The organism is Phyllobacterium sp. 628 (genome assembly GCF_014189505.1).
In the GTDB taxonomy this organism is placed as follows: domain Bacteria; phylum Pseudomonadota; class Alphaproteobacteria; order Rhizobiales; family Rhizobiaceae; genus Phyllobacterium.
In genome coordinates this window covers 7501-32915 of the sequence record NZ_CP050301.1, presented here as the reverse complement: position 1 = coordinate 32915, position 25415 = coordinate 7501, and the positions used below count along the sequence as shown (strand labels likewise).

The window sequence follows — 25415 nt, the reverse complement described above, 5'->3', positions numbered from 1 at the left end:
TCAGGCGAATGAGCCATGACAATGTTTGTATTTCTTGCCTGACCCGCAGGGACAGGCCTCATTGCGGCCTATCTTGCCCCAGGTGCGGGGATTTTCAGGATCGCGTTCCGACGGATCAACAACGCGCAAATCCTCGAGCACAGCTGCATCACCGCCAAAATCGTCTTCACCGGTCAGGCCGTCAAAGTGATGGCCTTCCATCTCGGGCAATTGCGGTGCTGGTGCTTCGGCTGCCTCGCGAACGATCTCGACCCGCATCAGCTGGGTTGTCACGTTCTGACGCAGATTTGTCAGCATGGTCTGGAAAAGTTCAAACCCTTCGGTCTTGTACTCGTTGAGCGGATCGCGCTGCGCATAGCCACGGAAACCGACGACCGAGCGCAGATGGTCGAGATTGACCAGATGTTCGCGCCACAGAGCATCGAGTGTCTGGAGAATGACGGACTTTTCGACATAGGCCATGATCTCCGGTCCGAAACGCTCGGCGCGGTCAGCGGCAGCCTTTTCGACATTTTCGAACAGGCGTTCGCGGATATCATCAGGCGCAATATTGTCCTCGTTTGCCCACTCGGTGATCGGCAGGTCGAGGTTGAGGATGGTGCGGACGTCTTCGTCGAGTTCCTTCACCTTCCACTGCTCGGCATAGGCGCCTTCCGGCGTATGCCTCTGGACCAGATCGTCAACAACGTCTTCACGCATTTCTGCGGTTGTCTGGCTCAGATCCGTGCCGTCCATGATTTCAATACGCTGTTCGAAGATCACCTTGCGCTGATCGTTCATAACGTCATCGTATTTCAGCAGATTCTTGCGGATGTCGAAGTTGCGCGCTTCGACCTTCTTCTGCGCTTTTTCCAGAGCCTTGTTGATCCAGGGATGGACGATGGCTTCGTCCTCCTTGAGGCCGAGCTTCTGCAGCATGCCGTCCATGCGTTCGGAGCCGAAGATGCGCATCAGATCATCCTGAAGCGACAGGAAGAACTTTGACCGGCCCGGATCGCCCTGACGGCCGGAACGGCCGCGCAACTGATTATCGATACGGCGGCTTTCATGGCGTTCGGTTGCCAGAACATAGAGCCCGCCAGCTGCAATCGCCTTCTCTTTCAAAACAGCGATATCGTCTCGGATAGCTGCTTCCTTGGACTTGCGCTCTTCGCCTTCCGGCATGTCGGCAAGCTCATGCTTGACGCGCATCTCCAGATTGCCGCCGAGCTGAATGTCCGTACCACGACCCGCCATGTTCGTGGCAATGGTGATGGCGCCGGGAACACCAGCCTGGGCAACGATATAGGCTTCCTGTTCGTGATAGCGGGCGTTCAGTACCTGGAAGTCCTTGAAGCCTTCCTTGCGCAGCCGCTCTGCCAGCTGTTCAGACTTTTCAATCGATGTCGTGCCAACGAGGATCGGCTGACCCTTGGCGCGTGCTTCATGGATATCGCGAACAATGGCTTTGTATTTTTCTTCGACGGTCCGGTAGACCTCATCATCCTCGTCAATGCGCTTGACCGGATTGTTGGTCGGGATTTCTGTGACTTCGAGACCGTAAATATTGCCGAATTCTTCCGCTTCGGTTGAAGCTGTACCGGTCATACCGGCCAGCTTCTTGTACATGCGGAAATAGTTCTGGAATGTGATTGAAGCCAGCGTTTGGTTTTCCGGCTGGATCGTCACATGTTCCTTGGCTTCCAGCGCCTGGTGCAGGCCTTCCGAGAAACGGCGGCCCGGCATCATGCGGCCGGTGAATTCATCGATAATGACGATTTCATCATTGCGGACGATATAGTCCTTGTCGCGCTGGAACAGCTTGTGGGCGCGCAACGCGTTGTTGACGTGATGAACTACAGCAACGTTTTCGATGTCGTAGAGGCCTTCGCCCTTGAGGTGACCGGCTTCCTTCAGCAGGTTTTCAAGCCTTTCCGTGCCTTCTTCGGTGAAGATCGCGGTTTTCTGCTTCTCGTCGATTTCATAATCGACCGGCTCAAGCGGCAGAATGAAAGTGTCGATCAGGTTGTAGAAATCGGACCGGTCATCGAGCGGGCCGGAAATAATCAGCGGCGTGCGCGCTTCGTCAACGAGGATCGAATCCACTTCATCGACAATCGCGTAGTTGTGAGCGCGCTGTACCATCTGCGCGCGTTCATATTTCATATTGTCGCGCAGATAATCGAAACCGAGTTCGTTGTTGGTGGCGTAGGTGATGTCCGCGGCGTAGGCAGTGGCGCGCTCTTCGTCATCCAGACCGTGCACGATAATACCGTAGCTCAGCCCAAGGAAATTATAGAGCTGTCCCATCCAGTGCGCATCGCGGCTGGCGAGGTAGTCGTTGACAGTGACGACGTGAACGCCTTTGCCCTCGAGCGCATTCAGATAAACCGGCAATGTCGCGACGAGCGTCTTGCCTTCACCGGTGCGCATTTCCGAGATGCCGCCGCCGTGCAGGACCATGCCGCCGATCAACTGAACATCGAAGGGGCGCATGCCGAGAACGCGCTTGGCGGCTTCACGTACAACGGCAAAAGCCGGTACAAGCAGATCATCAAGTTTTGTTCCGCTGGCAAGGCTCGCACGGAATTCCACCGTTTTTGCCTTCAATTGTTCGTCAGTGAGCGACGAAATTTCTGCCTCCAGCGCATTGATTTCCTCAACGCGTGGCTTGAAGCCTCTGACTCGACGCTCATTTGAAGAGCCGAAAATCTTGCGGGCAAGGCCGCCGAAACTGACCATCCCTGGTCCTCTCTTATTCGTTTCGCTAGGAAAACCTAGCATTTAGGTGTCCGATGCCGGGCATTTTACTGCCTGATACAATACGGACACTGAGCCAAATGTATAAGCCTATCTGTTACCAAGCTATCTGGACGCAAAGCCGATGGACAGATAAGAGGGGGCTCGAATGATGTCAATGTTGAAGCAGCAAGCAGTTGATCGCTTCGTCTGGGCAAAATTCTGCCGTAATCATAGCCCGTACCGGTCCTCCCAAGGAGAAATTGACCTATGAACCAATTGCGTAAAACCCTTTCATTCATGACTGCTGCTGTATTTTTGGCCGGTGTTTCCTCCGCAGCTCTGGCCCAGGACGCCAGCAAGCCTGCGGCTCCGAAAGCTGACGCTGCGAAGACAGAGCCTGCCAAGGTCGATCCGGACAAGGTGCTTGCCACCGTCAACGGCACAAAGATCACTGCCAAGGACGTGGATCAGATTTCTGCCGATCTCGATCCGCAGTTTGCCCGTCTGCCGGACGATCAGCGTCGTTTGGCCGCTCTGGCTGCCATCATCGACATCAAGTCGCTCGCAGCCAAGGCGGAAGCCGAGAAGCTGGATGCCACACCGGAATTCAAGGCACGCATGCAGTTCCTGAAGGACCGCGCATTGCACAATGACTTCTTCAAGCAGCAGGTCGTCGACAAGGTGACCGATGCGGACGTGCGTGCCCGTTACGATAAGGAAATGGCAGCAATGCCACCCCAGAACGAAGTTCGCGCACGCCACATTCTGGTGAAGACCAAGGAAGAAGCCGAAGCCATTATCAAGCAGCTTGATGGCGGTGCATCCTTTGAAGACGTCGCCAAGGCGAAGTCGACTGATGGATCCGCAGCACAGGGCGGTGATCTTGGCTATTTCTCTGCCGGACAGATGGTTCCTGAGTTCGAAAAGGCAGCCATGGCGCTCGATGTTGGCAAATACACCAAGGAGCCTGTTCAGACGCAGTTCGGTTTCCACGTGATCAAGCTGGAAGACAAGCGCGTACAGCAGCCGCCAGCATTTGATCAGGTCAAGGATCAGGTGAAGTCGATCCTTATCCGTGAACGCTATATGGAACTGGTCAAGAAAGAGCGGGCTGATCTGAAGGTCGAATACACTGATCCGGAAACGGAAAAGGCGATCAAGGCAGCCACCGAAGGCCAGCAGGAATAAACAAGACTTCGGGCCCGGAATTCCATTGGAATTCCGGGCCTTGCCAATCCCGAGTTTTACCTGCTCTAAACCTTGTCAAACATCCTTTTCGAGGTAACTCATGTCGACGTCTGTCTCCCCCTTGGCGCCCAAACACTTCCCGGCCATGCCGGAAATTCATGGTGCGAGGATCGCAACCGCTGAAGCCGGGATCAAATACAAGGGCAGAACCGACGTTCTGCTGATCGTATTTGACAAGCCCGTGGCAGTCGCAGGGGTGTTTACCCGTTCCAAATGCCCGTCGGCTGCAGTGGACTTCTGCCGTGACAGCCTGACAGGCGGAAAAGCCCGCGCTATTGTCGTCAATTCCGGTAATGCCAATGCCTTCACCGGCAAGAAGGGCCGCGAGTCCACCAAGCTTACCGCCGCCGCTGCTGCCAAGGCCATTGGATGCAAATCCAGTGAAATATTCCTTGCTTCGACCGGTGTCATCGGTGAACCGCTGGATGCCGGCAAATTCAGCCATTTGCTCGAAGGCATGGCGCAAAGCGCGACTGGAGAACGTTGGCAGGATGCGGCGAGTGCCATCATGACAACGGATACCTTTCCCAAAGTCGCGACGGAAACGGTCCTGCTGGGCGGTGTGCCGGTCACGATCAATGGTATCGCAAAAGGCGCCGGCATGATCGCGCCTGATATGGCGACGATGCTGTCTTTTGTTGCAACGGATGCCCCGATTGCCTCTGACATTCTGCAGAAGCTTCTGTCGAAGTCGGTCGGCAAGAGCTTTAATTCCGTAACCGTCGACAGCGATACATCCACATCGGACACGCTGCTGCTTTTCGCAACCGGATCCGCCGCAGAGCGCGGTGCCGCGCCGGTAACGAAGGAAAAGGACAAGCGCCTCAAAGCCTTCAGCAAGGCACTCGACCGCGTTCTGAAAAATCTGGCATTGCAGGTGGTGCGCGACGGCGAAGGGGCCCGCAAGATGCTCGAAATCACCGTAACCGGCGCAACATCGTCGCGTTCGGCCAAGCGCATTGCCTTGTCCATTGCCAATTCACCGCTGGTCAAGACAGCGGCCGCAGGTGAAGACGCCAATTGGGGCCGCATCGTCATGGCCGTTGGCAAGGCGGGTGAACCGGCTGACCGCGATCGTCTCGCGATCTGGTTCGGTGATATTCGTGTTGCCCGCAATGGCGAGCGTGATCCGGATTACTCGGAAGCTGCAACCTCGGATTACATGAAAAACGAGGATATTGCCGTCAAGGTCGATATTGGCCTCGGTAAAGGCAAAGCGACGGTCTGGACCTGTGACCTGACCAAGGAATATGTGGCGATCAACGGCGACTATCGCAGCTAATGAGTGCCAGTATGCAACTGGCGCAGATCAGGCAGATCGAGGCGGTTGGATTCCGGGCCTGGCCTGCCTCATCGGTGCATTATGATGGCAGCTGGGCAATCCGGATGACGGCCAGCCATCCTGCCAAGCGGCTGAATTCGGTTAATCCACTGGATCCCGGTGATACGGATAATATGGAGCAAAGGGTGGCAAATGCCATCCAGCGTTTCCGGGCGTATGGCAGCCGGCCGATTTTTCGTCATTCGCCGCTCGCGCCCAAAGAACTGGACGATTACCTGACAGAGCTTGGCTGGTCGCGTTTCGACGAGTCTGTCGTCATGGTGGCTGATCTTGGCACTATCGACCTGTCTGATGCCATTGAGCAGATTCCGCTGGAAGATATTGACCGCTACATCGATGCTGCCCAGCAAGTGCAGCAGGAAGACCCGGCCCTGAAACCCGGTCTGTTCGAGGTTATCAACGCCATTCGCCCGTCCAAGGGCCTGTTCGTTGTGGAAGAGGGTAATGAGCCGGTATCAACCGCAATTTGTGTACAGGACGGCGCATTGGCCGGCTTGCTGAACATTGCCACTCTTTCGAACCGCCGCCGTAAGGGTTATGGCCGCATGATCGTGAAATCCGCCATCAAATGGGCTTTTGCACGGGGCGCCACGCGCGGCTGGCTGCAGGTCGAGGCCGGTAATCTGGCAGCCATTAAGCTCTACGAGACGATGGATTTCACCGAAGCCTATCGTTACGTCTACCGGCAGGCTCCCAAATGAGCGAAAAGCCTGTTCATCCCATTTTGCTCGTGACGGCTTGCGCTTTGGTTGATGCCGATGGCCGTGTGCTGCTGACCCAGCGCCCGGAAGGTAAGTCGCTGGCCGGACTGTGGGAATTTCCCGGCGGGAAAGTTGAACCGGGTGAAACACCGGAAGAAAGTTTGATACGCGAATTGCAGGAAGAATTGGGCATAGTGGTCAAGCCCGCATGCTTTGCGCCACTGACGTTCGCCAGTTTCACCTATGAGAAATTCCACCTGCTGATGCCGCTGTTCATCTGCCGCCGCTACGAGGGCATTCCGCGTTCGATGGAAGGTCAGGCGTTGAAATGGGTGCGGCCCAAGGACATGCGCGATTACCCTATGCCGCCTGCCGATATTCCGCTTATTCCCTTCCTGATTGACCTGCTCTGACGGGCGAAACATGGTTAAAAATTCCTCTTCGCGGAATTAACCCAATTCCTTAATTGATCCTTCACGCGAATGAGCGACTTTTAATCAATTCCGGATCAATTTTTCCAGGTGGGGCATGGGATATAAGTTTGATAATCTTGACGACGTTTCAGTGCAATCCAGAGCTTTTCTGGACGCTGGCAGGGGCATTCTTCGCATAACGTTGCTGTTTGGCTCGGCTGCAATCGCGCTCGCTCTGGTTATCGCACCCCTTGCAGACCGCGGATCAAAATCTGTGGTCGATTATGCAGCCAGCCGGTCGATCGATACGATGTCGACGGGCTCGATCAAAAAAGCAGGTCCAAGCGAATATACCGTGCGCCGCAGCGTGACGCAGAAATCACCCAATGCCGTGTGCATTCTCAATAGCGATGGCACAAAAAGCGGCGATTGCTGAATAATCCTGCCGGTTATTTCTTTTCCAGCGTTTCGACCTCTTTGAGAAAATCGGCCAGAGAGGCTTTGGCTGAGCCGGGTTTGAGCGGCTTTTGCTGCGATTCGTGTGCGGCCCAACCCGACATCCAGATAAAAGAAAAGGTTGCCCTGATACGCCCATCCGGGTCGCTGAAGCGTTCGGCATAAATCTCCGCCGCCCGCATGAAGAACTTTCGGGTCAACGGTTTGCGCGAGCGTCCGAGGAGGACGTTCTGCATCCCCATGGCTCGCAGGTCGCGCATCAGCGCAAAAGGGAATCGTAACGCACCGTATAGGTTTCGATATCGGTGACGGGCAGGGTAAAGCCCGCACGCTGGAGCAGCCCGCCTACGTCCCGCACATCGGCAAAAGGTGCAACACGGGGGAGACCCCGCCGCTGATTTCAGTTTCGGTTGCAACAAACACCTCACGCAGTTCCGACAGTGTCGCTTCGCCCGCCATGGCGCCGAGAAACAAACCGTCAGGCTTCAAAGCGCGTCTTATCTGCAGCAGGGTGCCGGGAGTGTCATTGGTCAAATGCAGAGAAAGCAGCGAGACGATCAAGCCGATGCTGGATGGTTTCAACGGCAGGATTTCTTCGTCGGCCACCACAGCCGGAAAGGCTGTCTGCAGAAAACTGGGGTCCTGTTCAACACGGATAATCATATCGGCTTTGCCGGACCGGTTGATGGCTTCTGCCGCCAGTCCGGTGTGGCTGGCAAGGTCGACAGCGACGTCGAATCTGCGCTCAACAGCCGAAAGGCGCTCCTCCAAATCGTCAGCGGCTCGGGCGAGCAGGAAATCCCCCGTCTTTCCATGCTGACGCAGCGCTCGCAGACGCCGTTGCCGAAGCAGATTTCGATCGAAGATCTGGTGTTGATCCATTCCGAATTTCTCTGATCAATGTATAGTTCTCAGCGCTAAATGCGTCGCCCGAGATGGAATTGCAATGGAAACTGCCCGCGCTTTTGCGCGCATCGTCACAAATCGGCTGTCCACACTGCTGTTCCCGCCCGTTTGCGTGGAATGCCAAAGTCTGGTTTCCGAGCCCGGTAGCCTCTGCGCCGCCTGCTGGTCAAAAGTCCGGTTTATCGAAAAACCCTATTGCCCGGTGCTGGGAATACCGTTCAGCCACGATCTTGGCGCGGAAATCATGTCCGCCGAAGCGATTGCCGATCCGCCACCATTTCACCGGGCGCGATCTGTTGCGGTCTATGAAGGCGCAATCAGTACGATGGTGCACCAGTTGAAATACAGTGACCGGACTGATCTCGGTCCATGGATGGCACGGTGGATGGCGCGCGCGGGCAGCGAGCTTCTGAATGAGTGTGATGTGATCGTTCCCGTTCCGATGCATGCACGGCGTTTCTGGTTTCGCCGGTTCAACCAGTCTGCGGAACTTGCGCGCAATCTGGGCCGGATCAGCGGCAAGCCGTTTGAGCCCGATGCACTCAAACGCATCAAACCAACGCAGCAACAGGTTGGCCTTGGTGCAAATGAGCGCATTGCCAATGTTCGCGGTGCTTTCAAGGTGCCGGAAACACAGGATATCAAGGTGCGCGGGCGCACTGTGCTTCTGGTCGATGATGTCTATACGACGGGCGCTACGGTTAAAGCTGCGGCACGCGCTTTGCTCCGTGGCGGCGCATCCCATGTGGATGTTTTGACCTTCGGACGGGTCCTGTCGAAAGAATTATCTGTCTAACAGCGGTTTTGCAGAAAAAACGGGTCTTTGCGCTTTGAATATGCGTGCTTATATAGACCTGATATGGAGTATCGAGATGGTTGATGTAACGATCTACACACGTGATGGTTGTGGCTTTTGTACCGCTGCCAAAGGTTTGCTGGATAAAAAGGGCGTGGCTTTTGTCGAGCACAATGCGACGGTTGAACCCGATGCACGGCAAGCCATGCTGGCACGGTCGAATGGGCGCACGACTTTTCCGCAGATTTTTATCGGTGCGGTTCATGTGGGTGGTTGCGATGACCTCTATGCTCTCGATCAGCAAGGGCGTCTTGATGCGCTGCTGACAACCGGCGAATTGGCGTAAGGACCAGATCATGAGCTCATTTCGTGCTGCGGCTATTCAGATGCGCTCCGGGGTTGATCCGCAGCGTAATGCCAGGGATTTGGGAGATTATGTTGCTGAGGCTACCAGCAAAGGCGCGGTATATGTCCAGACGCCGGAGATGACGGGAGCTTTGCAGCGCGATCGCAAGGCACTTGCCGAGGTTCTGCGCGCTGAGGACGAAGATATCATTGTCCGTACGGCTTCGGGACTTGCGGCTCAACACGGTATCCATCTGCACATCGGCTCGACGGCCATTGCCCGGGATGATGGCAAGATTGCCAACCGCGCCTTTTTGTTTGGCCCGGATGGTGAAATCATCACCCGCTATGACAAGATTCACATGTTCGACGTCGATCTCGACAATGGCGAAAGCTGGCGCGAATCCGCCGTCTATGCGCCGGGCTCGGATTCTGTCGTCGCGACCCTGCCATTTGCGCGTCTTGGCTTTGCCATTTGTTACGATGTGCGGTTTCCGCAATTGTTCCGGGCTCAGGCCTTGGCTGGCGCATCGGTGCTGACGGCACCGGCGGCTTTCACCCGCCAGACTGGCGAGGCGCATTGGCATATTCTGCAGCGGGCCCGTGCGATTGAGAATGGTGCTTTCGTTATTTCCGCAGCCCAAGGCGGAGTGCATGAAGATGGACGTGAGACCTATGGTCATTCGATCATTGTTGCGCCGTGGGGCGAGGTTTTGGCTGAAGCCAATCATGCGGATCCCGCTGTGATTGTCGCGGATATCGACACCTCTTTGAGTGCCGCTGCGCGTGCGAAAGTACCGAACCTTAAAAATGCGCGACCCTTTGGTCTGGTTATCCAGTCGGATGACGGCCAGAGCGAGAGACAATCGGCCGCGTCATGATCCATTTTTCCCTTCACTGTGAGCGGGACCACGAATTCGAAGGCTGGTTCCGCAGCAATGACGACTTTGACAGTCAGACACAAAGGAAGCTGGTTGCCTGCCCCGTATGCGGCTCGCACAAGGTGGAAAAGGCCTTGATGGCGCCATCCGTGACCACCGGGCGGCAAAAAGAGAAGATCGCCGTTGCCATGAGCAAGATGGTCAATGAGCTGAAGGAAGTGGCCAAAAAGGTGCGCGAGAATGCCGATTATGTCGGAGCGGACTTTGCCGAGGAAGCGCGAAAAATTCATTTTGGCGAGACGGAGCAGCGCGGAATTTACGGTGAAGCCTCGAGCGATGAAGTGAAATCGCTGCTTGAGGATGGCGTGGAAATCATGCCATTGCCGAGCTTCCCGGACGAGCATAATTGACCCTTGCCAGTTTAAGACGAAAGTCTAAGGTGCGGCAGTCTTAACCGTCCCCCGGGTGCCTTTCATGCCATTTCTGAACTCCGCTCCTGCGCTGCTCATCCTGACCGGCGCTTTCCTCGGATTGACGCTGCCGTTCGGCAAATTGGCTTTTGGCGCGGGGATAACGCCCGCTATCTGGGCATTTGTTATATCGACCGGGGCAGGAACAGTGCTGCTTGTAGCCTTTCTCGCTATGGGCAAACGGCCGCGCATCAATGCACACATGATCCGCTATTATCTCGTTGCTGCGCTGATCTCCTACGCCATTCCTAATCTGATGACCCTGTCGGCGATTCCGCATCTTGGATCAGGCTTCACCGGTATCATGTACACGCTGTCGCCGGTTTTCACGCTTCTGCTGTCTATGTTGTTCAAGCTCAAGCGACCCAATATGCTTGGGCTTTTCGGTATCTTTGTCGGTTTTGCCGGTGCTGTGCTCGTTGGATTCACGCGTGGGCAGGTGGGCCAGCCTGCCGAACCTTTCTGGATCATTGTCGGATTGCTCATTCCGGTATTGCTTGCCTTGGGCAATGTCTATCGCACCATTGATTGGCCCAAGGATGCTGATCCAACCGAGTTGGCTGCAGGCAGCCATCTGACCACGGCTGTGCTGCTTATCCCGATTATCTTCCTGATGACGGGTGGTTTCCCGGTTGAGCCGCTGGGCAATGTGCCTTGGCTGGTGGTGGCGCAAATTCTGGCGTCCACATGCATGTTCGCGCTGTATTTCCGGTTGCAGGCTGTCGGAGGCCCCGTCTATCTCAGCCAGATCGGTTATGTCGGCGCAGCGGTGGCGCTGATCGCCGGTACGTTGTTTCTGGGTGAAGTATATCAACTCGCGACATGGATGGGCGCTGTCATCATCACGATCGGCGTACTGATGACGACAAAAGCGCAGCGTATGGCAGCAAAAGAAACTGCTACGGCCTGACCGCCAAAATCATGTAGTTGACGTTCGTATCCGTTGAGCGGTTCCAGCTGTCGGCCAGCGGGTTATAGGTCACGCCGACTTTTTCGGTGACTTCCAAACCGGCCTGGCGCAGAGGGCCTTCGATCTCTTCCGGGCGAACCAGCTTTTCGTACTGATGCGTGCCGCGTGGCAGCCAGCGCAGGACATATTCAGCGCCGAAAATTGCAAGGCCAAGCGCCTTCAACGTCCGGTTGATCGTGGCGACAAGGGTCAGGCCGCCAGGTTTGACCATCTGTGCACAGGCTGACAGATAAAGATCGACATCGGCCACGTGCTCGACCACTTCCATGTTCAGCACGATATCGAATTTTTCACCGGCTTCGGCGAGAGCTTCAGCTGTGGTGGCGCGATAATCAATATCGAGACCGCTCTGCGCGGCATGAATTTTTGCCACCTCGATGTTGGTTTCACCGGCGTCCGCGCCAACCACACTGGCGCCAAGGCGCGCCATCGGTTCGCACAACAGACCGCCGCCACAGCCGATGTCCAGCAGGCGCAATCCGGTAAACGGTTTCGGGCTGTTCGGGTCGATGCCGTAATGGGCGCAGACCTTTTCCTTGATATAGGCAAGACGTGTCGGGTTGAATTTGTGCAGAGGGCGGAATTTGCCTTGCGGGTTCCACCATTCGGCCGCCATGCGCGAAAAACGTTCTACTTCAGCGGCATCAATTGTGCTGCGTTGGGCTTCGGTCATGGCAACGTCCTTTTTGCTGTCTGTGGAGAGGCCCGTTCCGGCAAAAAATGTCAAGACGCAAATTCCGCTTCGCGCCAGTTGTGTTATCCATTAGTATCTATTGTTATCGAATGATGGGCCAATTATGGTCGAAGCCGATTTGAGGAATGGATGCCATGACAAGCATTGCGCTCAGTGATCACTATGAACGTTTTATCAAGAAGCAGCTTGAATCCGGGCGTTACAACAATGCCAGTGAAGTTGTGCGGGCAGGCTTGCGTATGCTGGAGGATTTTGAAGAGGCGCGTGAAAATTGGCTGCGAAAAGAGGTTCCGGACCGCCTCGCTGAATTGCAGGAGAATCCTGCCATTGGCATTCCCGCCGACAAGGTGTTCGCCAATCTCGAGGCTCGCGGCCGCAGTAAAAGGATCAAGTCATAAATGGAGTACAAGGTCGTATTTCACCCACGGGCCGAACAGGAACTGGTTGAACTTTACGACTACATCCATACCAATGCCAGCGCGGAACGGGCTCAAGCGTTCTTGTTTGGTATTCGCGAATATTGCCTGAGCTTCTCGACCTTTCCCAAGCGTGGAACAGTTCGTGACGACGTCATGAAGGGCGTTCGAATAGTTGGGTACAGGCGCAACCTGAGTATCGCCTTTGCCGTTACAAAAGACAGCGTTCTGATATTGGGTATTTTTTATGGTGGCCGCAACATTACGACCGATCTGTTGGAGGATCGCGATTGAATCTCGTGTTGGCTTTTGCTTTTACCATTCGAAATAAAGTTACAAAGTGATGAGGGATTCAAAAACCCATATGGGCTTGGTCCCCTGTTCTTGCAGTTGCGTCATAATTTCGTTATGGGAAACCGCGTTCCGCCTTTGTTGAGGTGGATCGTTTTAAATCTCATTTTCAAGCCTTTCCAGAACGGTATTTCCCATGGCACGCATTGTGATGAAATTCGGCGGCACTTCGGTGGCCGATATCGACCGCATCCGTAATGTGGCCCGGCATGTCAAACGTGAAGTTGATGCTGGTCACGAAGTTGCAGTTGTCGTTTCAGCAATGGCAGGGAAAACCAACGAACTCGTCGCCTGGACCCGTCAGACCTCGCCGATGCATGACGCACGCGAATATGATGCGATTGTTGCTTCGGGCGAACAGGTGACGGCTGGATTGCTCGCAGTTGCCCTGCAACACATGGGCGTGCATGCGCGTTCGTGGCAGGGCTGGCAGATCCCGATCAAGACTGACAATGCCCATGGTGCCGCTCGGATCATCGATATTGACGGATCATTCCTGATCGAACGCTTCAAAGAAGGTCAGGTGGCGGTTATTGCCGGTTTCCAGGGCATTGGCCCGGATAACCGCATTTCTACGCTTGGGCGCGGTGGTTCGGACACCAGTGCAGTTGCCATCGCCGCGTCGGTCAAAGCGGATCGCTGCGATATCTATACGGACGTCGATGGTGTTTACACAACGGACCCGCGCGTTGAGCCAAAGGCCCGCAGGCTTTCACGCATTTCATTTGAAGAAATGCTCGAAATGGCCTCGCTTGGCGCAAAAGTGCTGCAGGTACGTTCCGTCGAGCTTGCGATGGTGCATAAAGTGCGCACATTTGTCCGATCCAGTTTCGAAGACCCCGATGCACCGGGCATGGGTGATCTGATTAATCCGCCCGGTACACTTATTTGCGACGAGGAAGAAATCGTGGAACAGCAGGTTGTAACTGGAATTGCCTACGCCAAGGACGAAGCTCAGATCTCCTTGCGCCGTGTTGCAGACCGCCCCGGAATTTCCGCCGGCATTTTTGGCCCGCTGGCCGAAGCGCACATCAATGTCGATATGATTGTCCAGAACATCTCTGAGGACGGATCAAAGACTGACATGACTTTCACGGTTCCGTCAGGCGATCTCGACAAGGCGCTCGTGGTTCTGGAAAAGGTCAAGGCGGAGATCGGCTGTGATATCATCCAGTCGGAAGCCGGCATGGTCAAAGTTTCGGTCATTGGCATCGGTATGCGCAGCCATGCGGGCGTTGCTGCCACGGCGTTCCGCGCCTTGGCCGACAAGGGTATCAATATCCGCGCCATCACGACCTCGGAAATCAAGATTTCCATTCTTATCGACGGCCCCTATGCGGAACTTGCCGTACGGACTTTGCATTCTGTCTATGGTCTGGATAAGCATTAAGTTACTGTCTAAGACAGAGATTCTATTTGTCGGTGAATTCGTTGGCTGACATGATGAATCAACCGGTTGATTGGCGGGACCATTCCGGTCCTGCCAATACTATTAGGGAGCAAATGGGTGCCCACACGCGAGCAGATATCCGGCCCTCGTGTCATGCTGAAGCGGCTCCGCGAACTGATGGCGGAGGCTCTTGAGCCGCAGGAGAGGCTTGACCGTATCGTTCGCGAAATTGCGCAGAACATGGTCGCGGAAGTGTGCTCATTTTACGTGCTGCGCTCGGACGGTGTTCTTGAGCTGTATGCTACTGAAGGTTTGAACCCGTCGGCTGTTCACTTGGCGCAGTTGCGTCTCGGTCAGGGTCTTGTCGGTACGATTGCTTCGAGTGCACGGCCGCTGAATTTGACTGACGCCCAGACGCACCCTGCCTTTGCTTACCTGCCCGAGACAGGCGAAGAAATCTACAATTCGTTTCTGGGCGTGCCGATCCTGCGGGCAGGACGCACGCTTGGTGTTCTTGTCGTGCAGAACAGAACCAAGCGCGTCTACCGGGAAGATGAAGTCGAGGCACTTGAAACCACAGCGATGGTTCTGGCGGAAATGGTTGCCGCCGGTAGTCTTACCCGGCTGGCCCGTCCGGGCGTCGAACTTGATCTTGGCAAGCCGATGAGTTTTTCAGGCAGTGCTTTCAATGATGGCGTCGGTCTCGGCCATGTTGTGCTGCACGAGCCGCGTATCGTCGTCACAAACCTTTTCAACGAGAATATCGATACGGAAATCGACCGGCTTGAGAATTCGCTTGGTTCCTTGCGTATTTCAATCGACGATATGCTCTCGCGCCGCGACGTGGCGTTTGAGGGTGAGCATCGCGAAGTGCTGGAAGCCTACCGCATGTTCGCCCATGATACGGGCTGGGTGCGCCGTCTCGAAGAGGCGATCCGCAACGGTCTGACGGCTGAAGCTGCCGTTGAGAAAGTGCAGAGTGACACCCGCGCACGGATGATGCATCTGACCGATCCTTATATGCGCGAACGGCTGAGTGACTTTGATGATTTGGCCAATCGGCTGCTGCGCCAGTTGATGGGACGGGATGTGAAGACCATGGCCGGATCGCTGGCCAAGGACGCGATTATTATTGCTCGTTCGATGGGTGCTGCCGAGCTTCTGGATTATCCGCGCGAACGGCTGCGCGGGCTGGTTCTGGAAGACGGTGCTGCCACGAGCCATGTGGTGATTGTGGCGCGCGCCATGGGAATTCCGGTTGCCGGGCAGGTCAAGGGCGTCGTGTCCATGGCAGAAAACAATGACGCGGTGATTGTCGATGGCGATGATGGCCGTGTCCATTTGCGCCCGCAGGCGGATGTCGAGGCGGCCTATTCGGAAAAGGTCAAGTTCCGCGCCAAACGTCAGGCGCTGTATCGTGAATTGCGCGACAAGCCATCGGTCACCAAGGATGGCGTGCCGATTTCTCTGCTGATGAATGCCGGGTTGCTGGTTGATCTGCCGCAATTGGCAGAAGCCGGAGCGGCAGGTATCGGTCTGTTCCGCACGGAATTGCAGTTCATGGTGGCTTCCACCTTCCCGCGTGCCGAGCAGCAGGAGCGGCTTTACCGCTCGGTGCTGGAAGCAGCAGGCGAGCGGCCAGTGACCTTCCGTACGCTCGATATTGGCGGCGACAAGGTGCTTCCCTATTTCCGCAGCAATGTGAACGAAGAGAATCCGGCCATGGGCTGGCGTGCGATCCGGTTAACGCTGGATCGTCCGGGTTTGCTGCGCACGCAGGTACGCGCGCTACTCAAAGCAGCGGGCGGACGTGAACTGCGCCTGATGATTCCGATGGTCACGGAAGTGGCGGAAGTGCGCAAGGCCAGTGAACTGATCAATCGTGAAGTTCAGCATCTGTCGCGGTTCGCCTACAATTTGCCAACGCGGGTGAAAATCGGCGCCATGGTCGAAGTGCCGTCGCTCCTATGGCAGCTGGATGAGTTGATGTCCGTGGTGGATTTTGTCTCGGTCGGTTCCAACGATCTGTTCCAGTTCGTCATGGCGGTTGATCGCGGCAACTCGATGATCACCAACCGTTTCGACAATTTGTCGGTGCCGTTCCTGCGGGTGCTGCGCCAGATCGCCGATGCGGGCATCCGCAACAATACGGATGTGACGCTTTGCGGTGAAATGGCTGGGAAGCCTCTATCGGCCATGGCCTTGATCGGACTTGGCTTCCGGTCCATATCCATGTCGCCTGCATCCATCGGCCCTATCAAGGCCATGCTTGGCACATTGGACGTTGGTCAGTTGCATGCCCATCTTGCCGATGCCATCGACAATCATGGTGAGACCGGATCACTGCGCCACGTCCTGACCAAATTTGCAGAGCGAGCAGGCGTTCCGCTGTGACATTCGCAGAGGTAGCATAATAAAATGATGTCTATTCCGCAGGATCGTATGGATCAGCTGCTGAAGCGGTTCGCCATGATTGAAACGCAAATGGCGAGCAATCCGGATTCTGAAACCTATGTGAAACTCGCATCCGAATATTCCGAACTGGATCCGGTGGTTGCCAAGATTCGCGAGCTGCTGGCAGCCCGCGCCGAGGCCGACGGTCTGAAGAGCATGCTTAACGATGCCTCGACCGACAGGGATATGCGCGATCTGGCGGAAGCTGAATTGCCCGATATCAATGACCGTATTGAAACGCTTGAGCAGGATCTGCAGGTGCTGCTCCTGCCGAAGGATGTTGCGGATGAGCGCAATGCCATTCTCGAAATCCGTGCTGGTACCGGCGGGTCGGAAGCGGCGCTGTTCGGTGGCGATCTGTTCCGGATGTATGAGCGCTATGCGGCCAACAATGGCTGGCGGGTAGAAATTATCTCAGCCAGCGATGGCGAAGCCGGCGGTTACAAAGAAGTCATTGCCATGGTTTCGGGCAAGGGTGTGTTTGCCAAGCTGAAATTTGAATCGGGCGTTCACCGGGTTCAGCGCGTGCCTGATACCGAAGCCAGCGGGCGTATTCATACATCTGCCGCGACGGTAGCCGTGCTGCCGGAAGCGGAAGAAATCGACATCGACATCCGCCCTGAAGATATTCGTATCGATACGATGCGGGCCTCGGGCTCTGGCGGTCAGCACGTCAACACGACCGATTCGGCCGTGCGCATCACTCACATCCCATCTGGCATTGTCGTGGTGCAGGCGGAAAAGTCGCAGCACCAGAACCGTGCCCGTGCCATGCAGGTTTTGCGCTCGCGCCTGTTCGACGCGCAACGGCAGAAGGCTGATAGTGAACGTTCGGAGGCACGGCGCAGCCAGGTTGGTTCCGGCGACCGTTCCGAGCGCATCCGGACCTATAACTTCCCGCAGGGACGCGTGACCGATCACCGTATCAATCTCACGCTCTACAAGCTGGATCGCATGATGGAAGGTGATCTGGACGAATTGATCGGCGCGCTGATCTCGGATCACCAGACTGCTCTGCTGACCCAGATGAATGACGGATTCTGATCGCGATGGTTGATCTTGGTTCGCGCCTCGCCGATGTCCACATTCAGGCGCGTACTTTACTTGTTAAAGCTGAAATTGAAACTGCCGATCTTGATGCAAGGCTGCTCGTGGAGTGGGTTACCGGTTTTGACCGGCTTGCGATGGTTCGAAATCCGAGCATCATGATTGCAAATGATGTTTCGGCGCGGCTTGATGCCGTGCTTGTCAGGCGAATCAATGGCGAATCGGTGCATCGGATCATTGGAAAGCGCGAATTTTTCGGGCTCGAATTTACGCTTTCGCCTGACACCTTGGAGCCGCGCCCGGATACGGAAGCGCTCGTCGAACTCGCCTTGCCGTTCCTGCGGCAGCGGATTGCTGCAAATGGAATTGCCGATCTTATTGATCTCGGCACAGGGACGGGCGCCATCGCCATTGCGCTGCTGAACCAGTTGCCGGAACTGCGGGCCATCGGCGTCGATATTGCACCGGGTGCACTTGCAACAGCCCGCGACAATGCCCATATAAACTACGTCTCCAGCCGTTTTGCCGCGCTTCATTCCAACTGGTTTGCTGAGGTAACTGGCGGATTTGACATGATTATTTCCAACCCGCCCTATATCCGGTCGAAAGACATTGCGGACCTGCAGCGTGAAGTAGCTGTGCATGACCCGGCCCGGGCGCTGGATGGTGGACCGGATGGTCTTGACCCCTACCATATTATTGCCGACCATGCCGGAGATCACCTTCGGCGAGATGGGGCGGTAGCGGTAGAAGTGGGCTTTGATCAACGCAACGATGTTGAGGCCATTTTCGCAAGATCAGGTTTCACATTGACAGGTCTTCAAAAGGATATAGCGGGGCACGAAAGAGCAATGTTGTTCATGAAGACGTAAATTTATTGAAAAAAGGCTTGGAATTTGCTGCGAAGACAGCTAGTTTCCAGTCACCGCTCTAAACCGAACAAGTCTGGTTTTGCCTATCAAGAGATTGATACGGAATTTTCCGGGTGTTTGATTTCTCATCGGAATTGTTCTTGGGGAAATGGTTTTAGCGGAAGCACAAAAGTTTTATGAACTTTGGATGCGATTGAAGCGCGGGGCGCGCTTCAGGTCGGCACTTGAGAAGCGAAGCTTTTTGACTCAAATGGTGAGCAAATTAGCGCCCCTGATTTTCTGAAAAGAGATAAGTATGAGGCCAGTACAGCAGAATAGGCGCATGCGCGGACGCGGTAACAATAATAACCGCAGCAAAGGTCCCAACCCCCTATCCCGTAATTATGAGAGCAACGGTCCCGACGTTAAAATCCGGGGAAATGCTCAACACATCGCCGAAAAATATACAACGCTGGCGCGTGACGCGCAGAGCAGTGGCGACCGCGTCATCGCGGAAAACTATCTTCAGCATGCCGAACATTATAACCGCATTATTCTTGCGGCTCAGGCTCAGGCGCCCGTTCAGTATCAGCGCGACGACCGCGATGATGGTGATGAGCAGGACGATGATAACGGTTATGATGATAATGGCGGCAACGATCAGCAGCAGGATAGCCCGGTTCAACACCAGCAGATCAATGGCAGCGGACCGCAGCCAGTGATTGAAGGTACACCGGCCGAAGTTGCCTATGGCGAACAGCCTGTCAGCCAGCGCCAGCCGCATCATCAGCAGCGCAAGCAGTATGATCAGGTTGCAATCAACGATCAGAATACGTCCAATAATGACGACGACTCTGAATCCGAGGACACTGCCGAGGCCAAGCCGGTTCGCCGTGCTCCACGCGGCCGTCGTCCAGCCCGTCCACGGGAGCCCCGTGCTGCCGATGAAGGCAACGCACCAGCACCTGCTGCTGCGGTAGACACATCCAATGATCTTTCTCCGGCAGGCATTGTTGCCGAAGTGAAGAAACGCCGGGCAGCTGTCGATTCTGACGTCTGATCCCAAGCGCAGTACTATGTTCTGAAAAACGGCGTGGAATCATTTCCGCGCCGTTTTCTTTTTCATTCGACATCGATTTGGCTATCTTGCGGCCACAGGAAAGCATTCCCATATGAGCTTCGAAGCGTATGGATCTGCCTCCTGCAGGGGATCCGTCACCAACAGACCTCGAAGTGCCGCTTAAGGGCTTCGGGGAAAAGGAGACAAGAATGAACGTTGAAAAATATACGGAGCGCGTCCGCGGCTTTATTCAGTCGGCGCAGACATTGGCTCTCTCTTCCAATAACCAGCAATTCACGCCCGAACATCTGCTCAAGGTGCTTGTTGATGATGATGAAGGCCTCGCCGCATCGCTCATCGAAAGAGCCGGTGGCCGCATCGCCGATGTCCGTCTTGGCTTGCAGACGGCGCTCAATGCACTGCCCAAAGTAACGGGTGGTAATGAGCAGCTTTATCTGGCCCAGCCATTGGCAAAAGTATTCTCAACTGCCGAAGAAATCGCCAAGAAGGCTGGTGACAGCTTTGTCACGGTCGAACGGCTGCTGACTGCCCTTGCGGTCGAAAAGTCGGCAAAGACGTCAGACATATTAAGCCGCGCCGGTGTAACGGCTGCGGGCTTGAATGCGGTTATCAATGATATCCGCAAAGGCAGGACTGCCGATTCGGCTTCCGCTGAAAACACCTATGATGCTTTGAAGAAATATGCGCGCGATCTGACTGCCGATGCGCGTGCGGGCAAGCTCGATCCTGTGATCGGTCGTGACGATGAAATTCGCCGGACGATCCAGGTTCTGTCGCGCCGTACCAAGAACAATCCCGTTCTCATCGGTGAACCCGGCGTAGGCAAGACGGCAATTGCCGAAGGCCTTGCCTTGCGCATCGTCAATGGCGATGTGCCGGAATCACTCAAAGACAAGCAATTGATGGCGCTTGACATGGGGTCGCTCATTGCCGGTGCGAAATATCGCGGTGAATTCGAAGAGCGGCTGAAAAGCGTGCTCTCTGAAGTGCAGTCGGCCAATGGGGATATCATCCTGTTCATCGACGAAATGCACACGCTGGTCGGTGCCGGCAAAGGCGAGGGGGCAATGGACGCCTCCAACCTGTTGAAGCCGGCGTTGGCACGCGGCGAGCTGCATTGCGTTGGCGCGACTACGCTTGATGAATATCGCAAGCATGTTGAAAAAGATGCGGCTTTGGCCCGTCGTTTTCAGCCGGTGTTTGTTGATGAGCCGACCGTTGAGGATACGATTTCGATCCTGCGCGGTTTGAAGGAGAAATACGAACAGCATCACAAGGTCCGAATCTCCGATTCGGCGCTGGTTGCTGCCGCTACTCTTTCCAACCGTTATATCACCGACCGGTTTTTGCCTGACAAAGCCATCGATCTGATCGATGAAGGCGCCGCCCGTTTGCGTATGCAGGTTGATTCCAAGCCGGAAGAGCTTGATGAAATTGATCGCCGCGTCATGCAGCTCAAGATTGAGCGAGAGGCTTTGAAGGTTGAGAAGGATGATGCCTCAAGGGATCGTCTGGAACGGCTGGAAAAGGAACTGGTCGAACTCGAGGAGCAGTCAACCGCGCTTACCAACACATGGCAGGCGGAAAAGCAGAAGCTGGGTCATGCAGCAGACCTTAAGGGGCAGCTGGATGATGCACGCAATGCTCTGGCATCGGCACAGCGCAAGGGCGAATTCCAGAAGGCGGGTGAACTGGCCTATGGCACGATCCCGCAACTGGAAAAGCAGCTTGCACAGGCCGAACAGCAGGACGGTTCAAACTCGATGGTCGAGGAAATTGTGACGCCTGATCACATTGCGCAGGTCGTCTCGCGCTGGACCGGCATTCCGGTTGACCGGATGCTCGAAGGCGAGCGGGAAAAGCTTCTGCGTATGGAAGACGAGCTGGCCAAGCGTGTCATTGGGCAGGGCGAAGCAGTTCAGGCCGTGTCCAAGGCTGTTCGCCGTGCACGTGCCGGTCTGCAGGATCCGAACCGGCCGATTGGCTCGTTTATCTTCCTCGGACCAACTGGCGTGGGCAAGACCGAACTGACGAAGGCTCTGGCCTCATTCCTGTTCAGCGATGAGACAGCCATGGTTCGTCTCGACATGTCCGAATATATGGAAAAGCATTCGGTCGCGCGGTTGATCGGTGCTCCTCCCGGATATGTCGGTTACGAAGAGGGTGGTGCGTTGACGGAAGCGGTCCGTCGCCGGCCTTATCAGGTGGTGCTGTTCGATGAGATCGAAAAGGCGCATCCTGATGTGTTCAACGTGTTGTTGCAGGTTCTCGATGATGGACGTCTGACCGATGGTCAGGGCCGGACTGTGGATTTCCGCAACACGCTGATCATCATGACGTCTAATCTCGGGTCGGAATATCTGGTTTCGCTGGGCGAAGATCAGGATGTGGAAACCGTGCGTGAGGAAGTCATGATTGTGGTCAAGGCGTCGTTCAGGCCGGAATTCCTCAACCGTGTCGATGAGATCATTCTGTTCCACCGCCTGAAGCGGAAGGAAATGGGTGCGATTGTCGCGATCCAGATGCAGCGCTTGCAATCTTTGCTGACGGATCGCAAGATCACGATCAAGATCGACGAGGATGCAACCAACTGGCTGGCTGAGAAGGGTTATGACCCTGCTTATGGCGCGCGTCCATTGAAGCGCGTGATCCAGAAGCAAGTGCAGGATCCTTTGGCAGAAAAAATCCTGCTCGGAGAGATTTTGGATGGCTCAACAGTCAAGATCACGGCGGGCTCTGACCGGTTGAATTTCAAGTCGGTCAAAGGCGTACCTGAACGGGAAAAAAGCCAGGCGGCCTGACGGGTGTCTGATTAAATACGCAAATAAAGGAAATGGCCGCCCTATGGCGGCCATTTTCATGTCTCGTTCCTCGTGTAAATGCGACGATAATTGTGCCGCATTAACCATAAAGACAGGAAAGTCGGTCATTTATGCTTAAGAGTGCGTTAGCGGAAACCGGAAGTTGAAAATATGGCGTTTCGTCGTCTGATACTATTTGCATCACTTTTTGCCGCTGCTTTGGCGGTTTTGGCGCCTGTATCTCCCGTGCAGGCTGCGAGCGCAGGTGCGCAGGAAAGTGCGAATCAGGCGCCATATGAGGTTGCGCAGTTTTTCGACCGGCGCCCGCGCCAGGAAGAATACCGGGTCTATTTCGATGAATATGGCCGCAGGGTTACGCTGGATCGCCGTGGCCGCGTGGTTTCCGTCGAAGAGCCGCGCAATGATACACGCAATGGTCAGGGCGACGATTACTTCCCGGAAGCACCGCAGGATCCCTACGATACCGGCTCAATTCCGGAAGATCGAAATGCAAATCGCCCGAATGATCCTTTTCAAGGACGCTCGCAACCCTCCGAGCGTGATTATCGCACGGTCGAGCGCGCACCTTTGCCACCGGCAAACAACGATCCAAATCTGCAGCCATCCGATCCAGGTCTGATCGAACCGGATTTCCCCGGCGACAACATGACGAATACGCCTTCACAGGAAGCAATCCCTGCGCACCCCAATCCGGCACCGGCAGTCCAACTGCCAAAGGGGCAGGGAGCAAAAACGAAGATTGCTGCAATTCAGGTGCTGCTGGATCGCATCGGTGTTTCACCCGGTGTGATTGATGGGCGCAAGGGCGGCAATGTCGATAAAGCTGTTGCAGCCTTTGAGGAAATGACCGGCCAGAAGTTTGATCCGCTCAATGAGGCGGGGATCACTGCCTCGCTGGAGCAAACGGGTGGCCCGGCTTTCGTCCCCTATACGATTACGTCGGAAGATGCGGCCTATCCTTTTGTGGCTTCCATTCCTGAAGACTACAGCCACAAAGCACAATTGGAACGGATGGCCTTCACCTCCGTGACCGAGATGCTGGGCGAACGCTTCCACATGGATGAAGCCTATCTGAAGGAGCTCAATCCGGGTGCCGATTTCAACAGGCCCGGCGTGACGATTCAGGTTGCCAATCCCGGCCAGAACGTTGCTGGTTCCGTGACAAAGATTATCGCCGACAAGGGGCGCAAACAGGTTCGCGGATATAATGCCGAAGGCCGGTTGATTGTTGCCTATCCTGCAACGATTGGTTCCACCGATACACCGTCACCCTCCGGTATCGTTCAGGTCGAGCGCATCGCGCTCAATCCGAACTACACCTATAATCCCAAGCTGAATTTCAAGCAGGGCGAAAATGACAAGGTGCTGACCATTCCACCGGGCCCCAACGGGCCTGTCGGTACCGTGTGGATTGCCTTATCGAAGCCAACTTATGGCATTCACGGCACACCTGAACCATCCAAGATCGGCAAGACCAACAGCCACGGCTGCGTGCGCCTGACAAATTGGGATGCAACGGAATTGTCGAAACTGGTGCAAAAAGGTGTAACGGTTGAGTTTACCGAATAGGCATGCTCTAGCCGCTGGCCGCGACCTTGGCTGGCGGTACGTTATTGTCATCCTTCAGCAGTTGATCAATACGTTCGCGTTCGCGCTTGAAGGCGACGAGATCATCGCCATCCAGTGCCCGTCCGCCCGGCAGGCGTATGCGCATCGGATCGACCTTTGATCCATTGACGATGACTTCATAATGCAGGTGCGGTCCGGTCGACAGGCCGGTTGAACCGAGATAGCCGATCACCTGACCCTGACGCACCTTGGCGCCGGGCGTCACACCTGACGCAATGGCGTTCTGGTGCGAGTAGCTGCTTTCATAGCCATTGGAATGGCGAAGCAAAGTCTGGTTGCCATAACCATTGGTCCAACCGGCACGCTCAACAACGCCATTACCCGCCGCGATGATCGGTGTGCCGCGCGGGGCTGACCAGTCAACACCGGTATGCATGCGGGAATAGCCGAGAATTGGATGGCGGCGCATGCCGAACGGTGAACGGAAGACGCCGTTGGGGACCGGATTGCGCAAGAGGAACTGTTTCGAGCTCTTGCCGTTCTCGTCATAATAGTCGGTTGAACCATCCCCCGAGTGGAAACGGTAGAATTTGCGCAGGTTGCCGCCAAAGTTTGCGGCGACATAGAGGATTTCTGATTCGTCGCCGGCTTTTTCCGAATCAGCGGGCAGCGAGAAGAAGGCTTCCAACTGGTCAGCCGGGGCGAGCTGCGACTGGAAGTCGACATCCGAAGCCAGCATACGAATCAATTGCTCAATCATCGTATCGGTCATGCCATAGGCAATGCCCGCACGATAAATGCCGTCATAGACCGTAGGCAGATCACCAGCCTGCCGCGACGCCGGCGGGTTGTCGTCAAAGGCGACCTGCAGACCGGGCGTCATTTCAGGTTCATCGGCCGGGACATACTGGTCTTTATCATTGAGGGCGATGGTCAAAATATGCGTTGTGCCATTATACACGCTGGCGCGCATGATCCGGTCGACGCTGTTACGTGATTCGATACCCAGCCGCAAAACGCTGCCGGCTTTCAAACGGGGAGAATTCAGCAGCTTGGCAATCGCATCGGACATGCCGGTCGCATCGTCGTCCTCGTAGCCGGCTTCACTGAACGCGCTCAAAATTTCCTTGTCGCTGTGGAACGGAATAATTTCTTCCGAATATCCATGGCTGTCGGCATCTTCCGCATCGCGCGGCGTGACGCTGACGTTTTCCTGAATGATCTTGACGGCGAGGGGATTGCGCAGATTGAACGGATCTTCGTCAACGCCAAAACGCAAGGGATCGACGTAATGCAGTGAGGCAACTTGAACCGCCCCGTCTGTGAGCAAGGAACCGGTATTGCGAACGACTTCTTCGACTTCGTCGGCACTCAAATCGTCGGATGGATCGAACTGCGCCGTGGCGAGCGGGAAATCGATGGTGCGAAGACTGACTTCGCTCTCGACCTTGGCGCCGTAAATCAGACCGGTCTTGGGAGTAGGGTCCGTAC

General features: G+C 55.5%; 22 protein-coding genes and 1 pseudogene (1 of these 23 running past the window's edge). 19 read left to right on the top strand and 4 right to left on the bottom strand.

All coding sequences use genetic code 11. From position 1 onward, the window contains the following. Window positions 1-2721, bottom strand: a complete 2721-nt coding sequence (gene secA / locus HB779_RS01585; protein ID WP_188344085.1) for a preprotein translocase subunit SecA — start codon at window positions 2719-2721, stop codon at window positions 1-3. A 267-nt stretch (window positions 2722-2988) separates the two neighbouring features. Here secA and HB779_RS01580 point away from each other — a divergent pair, with 267 nt between their 5' ends. The 5 genes from HB779_RS01580 (at window position 2989) to HB779_RS01560 (ending at window position 6861) form a co-directional block, all read left to right on the top strand. Beyond that, entirely contained in the window at window positions 2989-3909 is a 921-nt protein-coding gene (locus tag HB779_RS01580; protein WP_188344084.1) for a peptidylprolyl isomerase, read from the top strand. 100 nt (window positions 3910-4009) lie between these two features. Continuing rightward, on the top strand, window positions 4010-5251 hold the full coding sequence (gene argJ / locus HB779_RS01575; protein WP_188344083.1) for a bifunctional glutamate N-acetyltransferase/amino-acid acetyltransferase ArgJ: 1242 nt from the start codon (window positions 4010-4012) through the stop codon (window positions 5249-5251). Between the two features lie 11 nt (window positions 5252-5262). Next, the gene (locus HB779_RS01570) at window positions 5263-6012 is read left to right on the top strand and encodes a GNAT family N-acetyltransferase (RefSeq protein WP_188344082.1); all 750 of its coding nucleotides are present in this window, start codon (window positions 5263-5265) and stop codon (window positions 6010-6012) included. After that, window positions 6009-6425 (top strand): (deoxy)nucleoside triphosphate pyrophosphohydrolase, encoded by a 417-nt coding sequence (locus HB779_RS01565; RefSeq protein ID WP_188344081.1) that lies wholly within the window; start codon window positions 6009-6011, stop codon window positions 6423-6425. The genes HB779_RS01570 and HB779_RS01565 overlap by 4 nt, the downstream gene beginning before the upstream one ends. A gap of 115 nt (window positions 6426-6540) precedes the next feature. Continuing rightward, the gene (locus HB779_RS01560; RefSeq protein WP_188344080.1) at window positions 6541-6861 is read left to right on the top strand and encodes a hypothetical protein; all 321 of its coding nucleotides are present in this window, start codon (window positions 6541-6543) and stop codon (window positions 6859-6861) included. A 13-nt stretch (window positions 6862-6874) separates the two neighbouring features. Here the strand turns inward: HB779_RS01560 and HB779_RS01555 are convergent. Continuing rightward, a pseudogene (locus HB779_RS01555) lies at window positions 6875-7763 on the bottom strand (methyltransferase domain-containing protein). A gap of 64 nt (window positions 7764-7827) precedes the next feature. Between HB779_RS01555 and HB779_RS01550 the strand changes: the two are divergent. The 5 genes from HB779_RS01550 (at window position 7828) to HB779_RS01530 (ending at window position 11189) form a co-directional block, all read left to right on the top strand. Then, on the top strand, window positions 7828-8583 hold the full coding sequence (locus HB779_RS01550; RefSeq protein ID WP_188344079.1) for a ComF family protein: 756 nt from the start codon (window positions 7828-7830) through the stop codon (window positions 8581-8583). 76 nt (window positions 8584-8659) lie between these two features. Further along, window positions 8660-8929 (top strand): glutaredoxin 3, encoded by a 270-nt coding sequence (gene grxC, locus HB779_RS01545; protein WP_188344078.1) that lies wholly within the window; start codon window positions 8660-8662, stop codon window positions 8927-8929. Window positions 8930-8939: 10 nt separating this feature from the next. Then, window positions 8940-9809 (top strand): carbon-nitrogen hydrolase family protein, encoded by an 870-nt coding sequence (locus tag HB779_RS01540; protein ID WP_188344077.1) that lies wholly within the window; start codon window positions 8940-8942, stop codon window positions 9807-9809. Next, entirely contained in the window at window positions 9806-10219 is a 414-nt protein-coding gene (locus HB779_RS01535) for a DUF1178 family protein (protein ID WP_188344076.1), read from the top strand. The genes HB779_RS01540 and HB779_RS01535 overlap by 4 nt, the downstream gene beginning before the upstream one ends. A 64-nt stretch (window positions 10220-10283) precedes the next feature. Continuing rightward, complete coding sequence (locus HB779_RS01530) at window positions 10284-11189, top strand: DMT family transporter (RefSeq protein WP_188344075.1); 906 nt, start codon at window positions 10284-10286, stop codon at window positions 11187-11189. On the opposite strand, the gene ubiG is transcribed toward HB779_RS01530, so the two are convergent. Further along, window positions 11179-11922: a bifunctional 2-polyprenyl-6-hydroxyphenol methylase/3-demethylubiquinol 3-O-methyltransferase UbiG gene (gene ubiG / locus HB779_RS01525; protein ID WP_188344074.1), complete on the bottom strand. Its 744-nt coding sequence runs from the start codon at window positions 11920-11922 to the stop codon at window positions 11179-11181. The two genes, HB779_RS01530 and ubiG, sit on opposite strands and share 11 nt — an antisense overlap. A 155-nt stretch (window positions 11923-12077) precedes the next feature. On the opposite strand from ubiG, the gene HB779_RS01520 reads away from it, so the two are divergent. The 9 genes from HB779_RS01520 to HB779_RS01480 all read left to right on the top strand — a co-directional run bounded on the left by HB779_RS01520 (window position 12078) and on the right by HB779_RS01480 (window position 23924). Next, the gene (locus tag HB779_RS01520) at window positions 12078-12341 is read left to right on the top strand and encodes a type II toxin-antitoxin system ParD family antitoxin (protein ID WP_188344073.1); all 264 of its coding nucleotides are present in this window, start codon (window positions 12078-12080) and stop codon (window positions 12339-12341) included. Then, window positions 12342-12653 (top strand): type II toxin-antitoxin system RelE/ParE family toxin, encoded by a 312-nt coding sequence (locus tag HB779_RS01515; RefSeq protein ID WP_188344072.1) that lies wholly within the window; start codon window positions 12342-12344, stop codon window positions 12651-12653. It begins immediately after the preceding gene. 193 nt (window positions 12654-12846) lie between these two features. Further along, window positions 12847-14100 (top strand): aspartate kinase, encoded by a 1254-nt coding sequence (locus HB779_RS01510; RefSeq protein ID WP_188344071.1) that lies wholly within the window; start codon window positions 12847-12849, stop codon window positions 14098-14100. A gap of 153 nt (window positions 14101-14253) precedes the next feature. Beyond that, window positions 14254-16494, top strand: coding sequence for a phosphoenolpyruvate--protein phosphotransferase (ptsP, locus tag HB779_RS01505; protein ID WP_188345738.1), 2241 nt, complete (start codon window positions 14254-14256; stop codon window positions 16492-16494). A 24-nt stretch (window positions 16495-16518) separates the two neighbouring features. Continuing rightward, the gene (gene prfA, locus HB779_RS01500; RefSeq protein WP_188344070.1) at window positions 16519-17598 is read left to right on the top strand and encodes a peptide chain release factor 1; all 1080 of its coding nucleotides are present in this window, start codon (window positions 16519-16521) and stop codon (window positions 17596-17598) included. Between the two features lie 5 nt (window positions 17599-17603). Then, window positions 17604-18473, top strand: a complete 870-nt coding sequence (gene prmC / locus HB779_RS01495; protein ID WP_188344069.1) for a peptide chain release factor N(5)-glutamine methyltransferase — start codon at window positions 17604-17606, stop codon at window positions 18471-18473. 295 nt (window positions 18474-18768) lie between these two features. Then, entirely contained in the window at window positions 18769-19512 is a 744-nt protein-coding gene (locus HB779_RS25675) for a DUF4167 domain-containing protein (protein ID WP_188344068.1), read from the top strand. 209 nt (window positions 19513-19721) lie between these two features. Then, the gene (clpB, locus tag HB779_RS01485) at window positions 19722-22334 is read left to right on the top strand and encodes an ATP-dependent chaperone ClpB (protein WP_188344067.1); all 2613 of its coding nucleotides are present in this window, start codon (window positions 19722-19724) and stop codon (window positions 22332-22334) included. 171 nt (window positions 22335-22505) lie between these two features. Next, window positions 22506-23924 carry a L,D-transpeptidase gene (locus tag HB779_RS01480; RefSeq protein ID WP_188344066.1) on the top strand — a complete coding sequence of 473 codons (1419 nt, stop codon included), beginning with the start codon at window positions 22506-22508 and terminating at the stop codon, window positions 23922-23924. Between the two features lie 7 nt (window positions 23925-23931). On the opposite strand, the gene HB779_RS01475 is transcribed toward HB779_RS01480, so the two are convergent. After that, window positions 23932-25415, bottom strand: the 3' portion of a protein-coding gene (locus tag HB779_RS01475; protein WP_188344065.1) for a M23 family metallopeptidase. Its footprint extends 472 nt past the window's final position; 1484 of the gene's 1956 nt are visible here — the last part of the coding sequence; its start codon lies beyond the right edge, outside the window; it ends in the stop codon at window positions 23932-23934.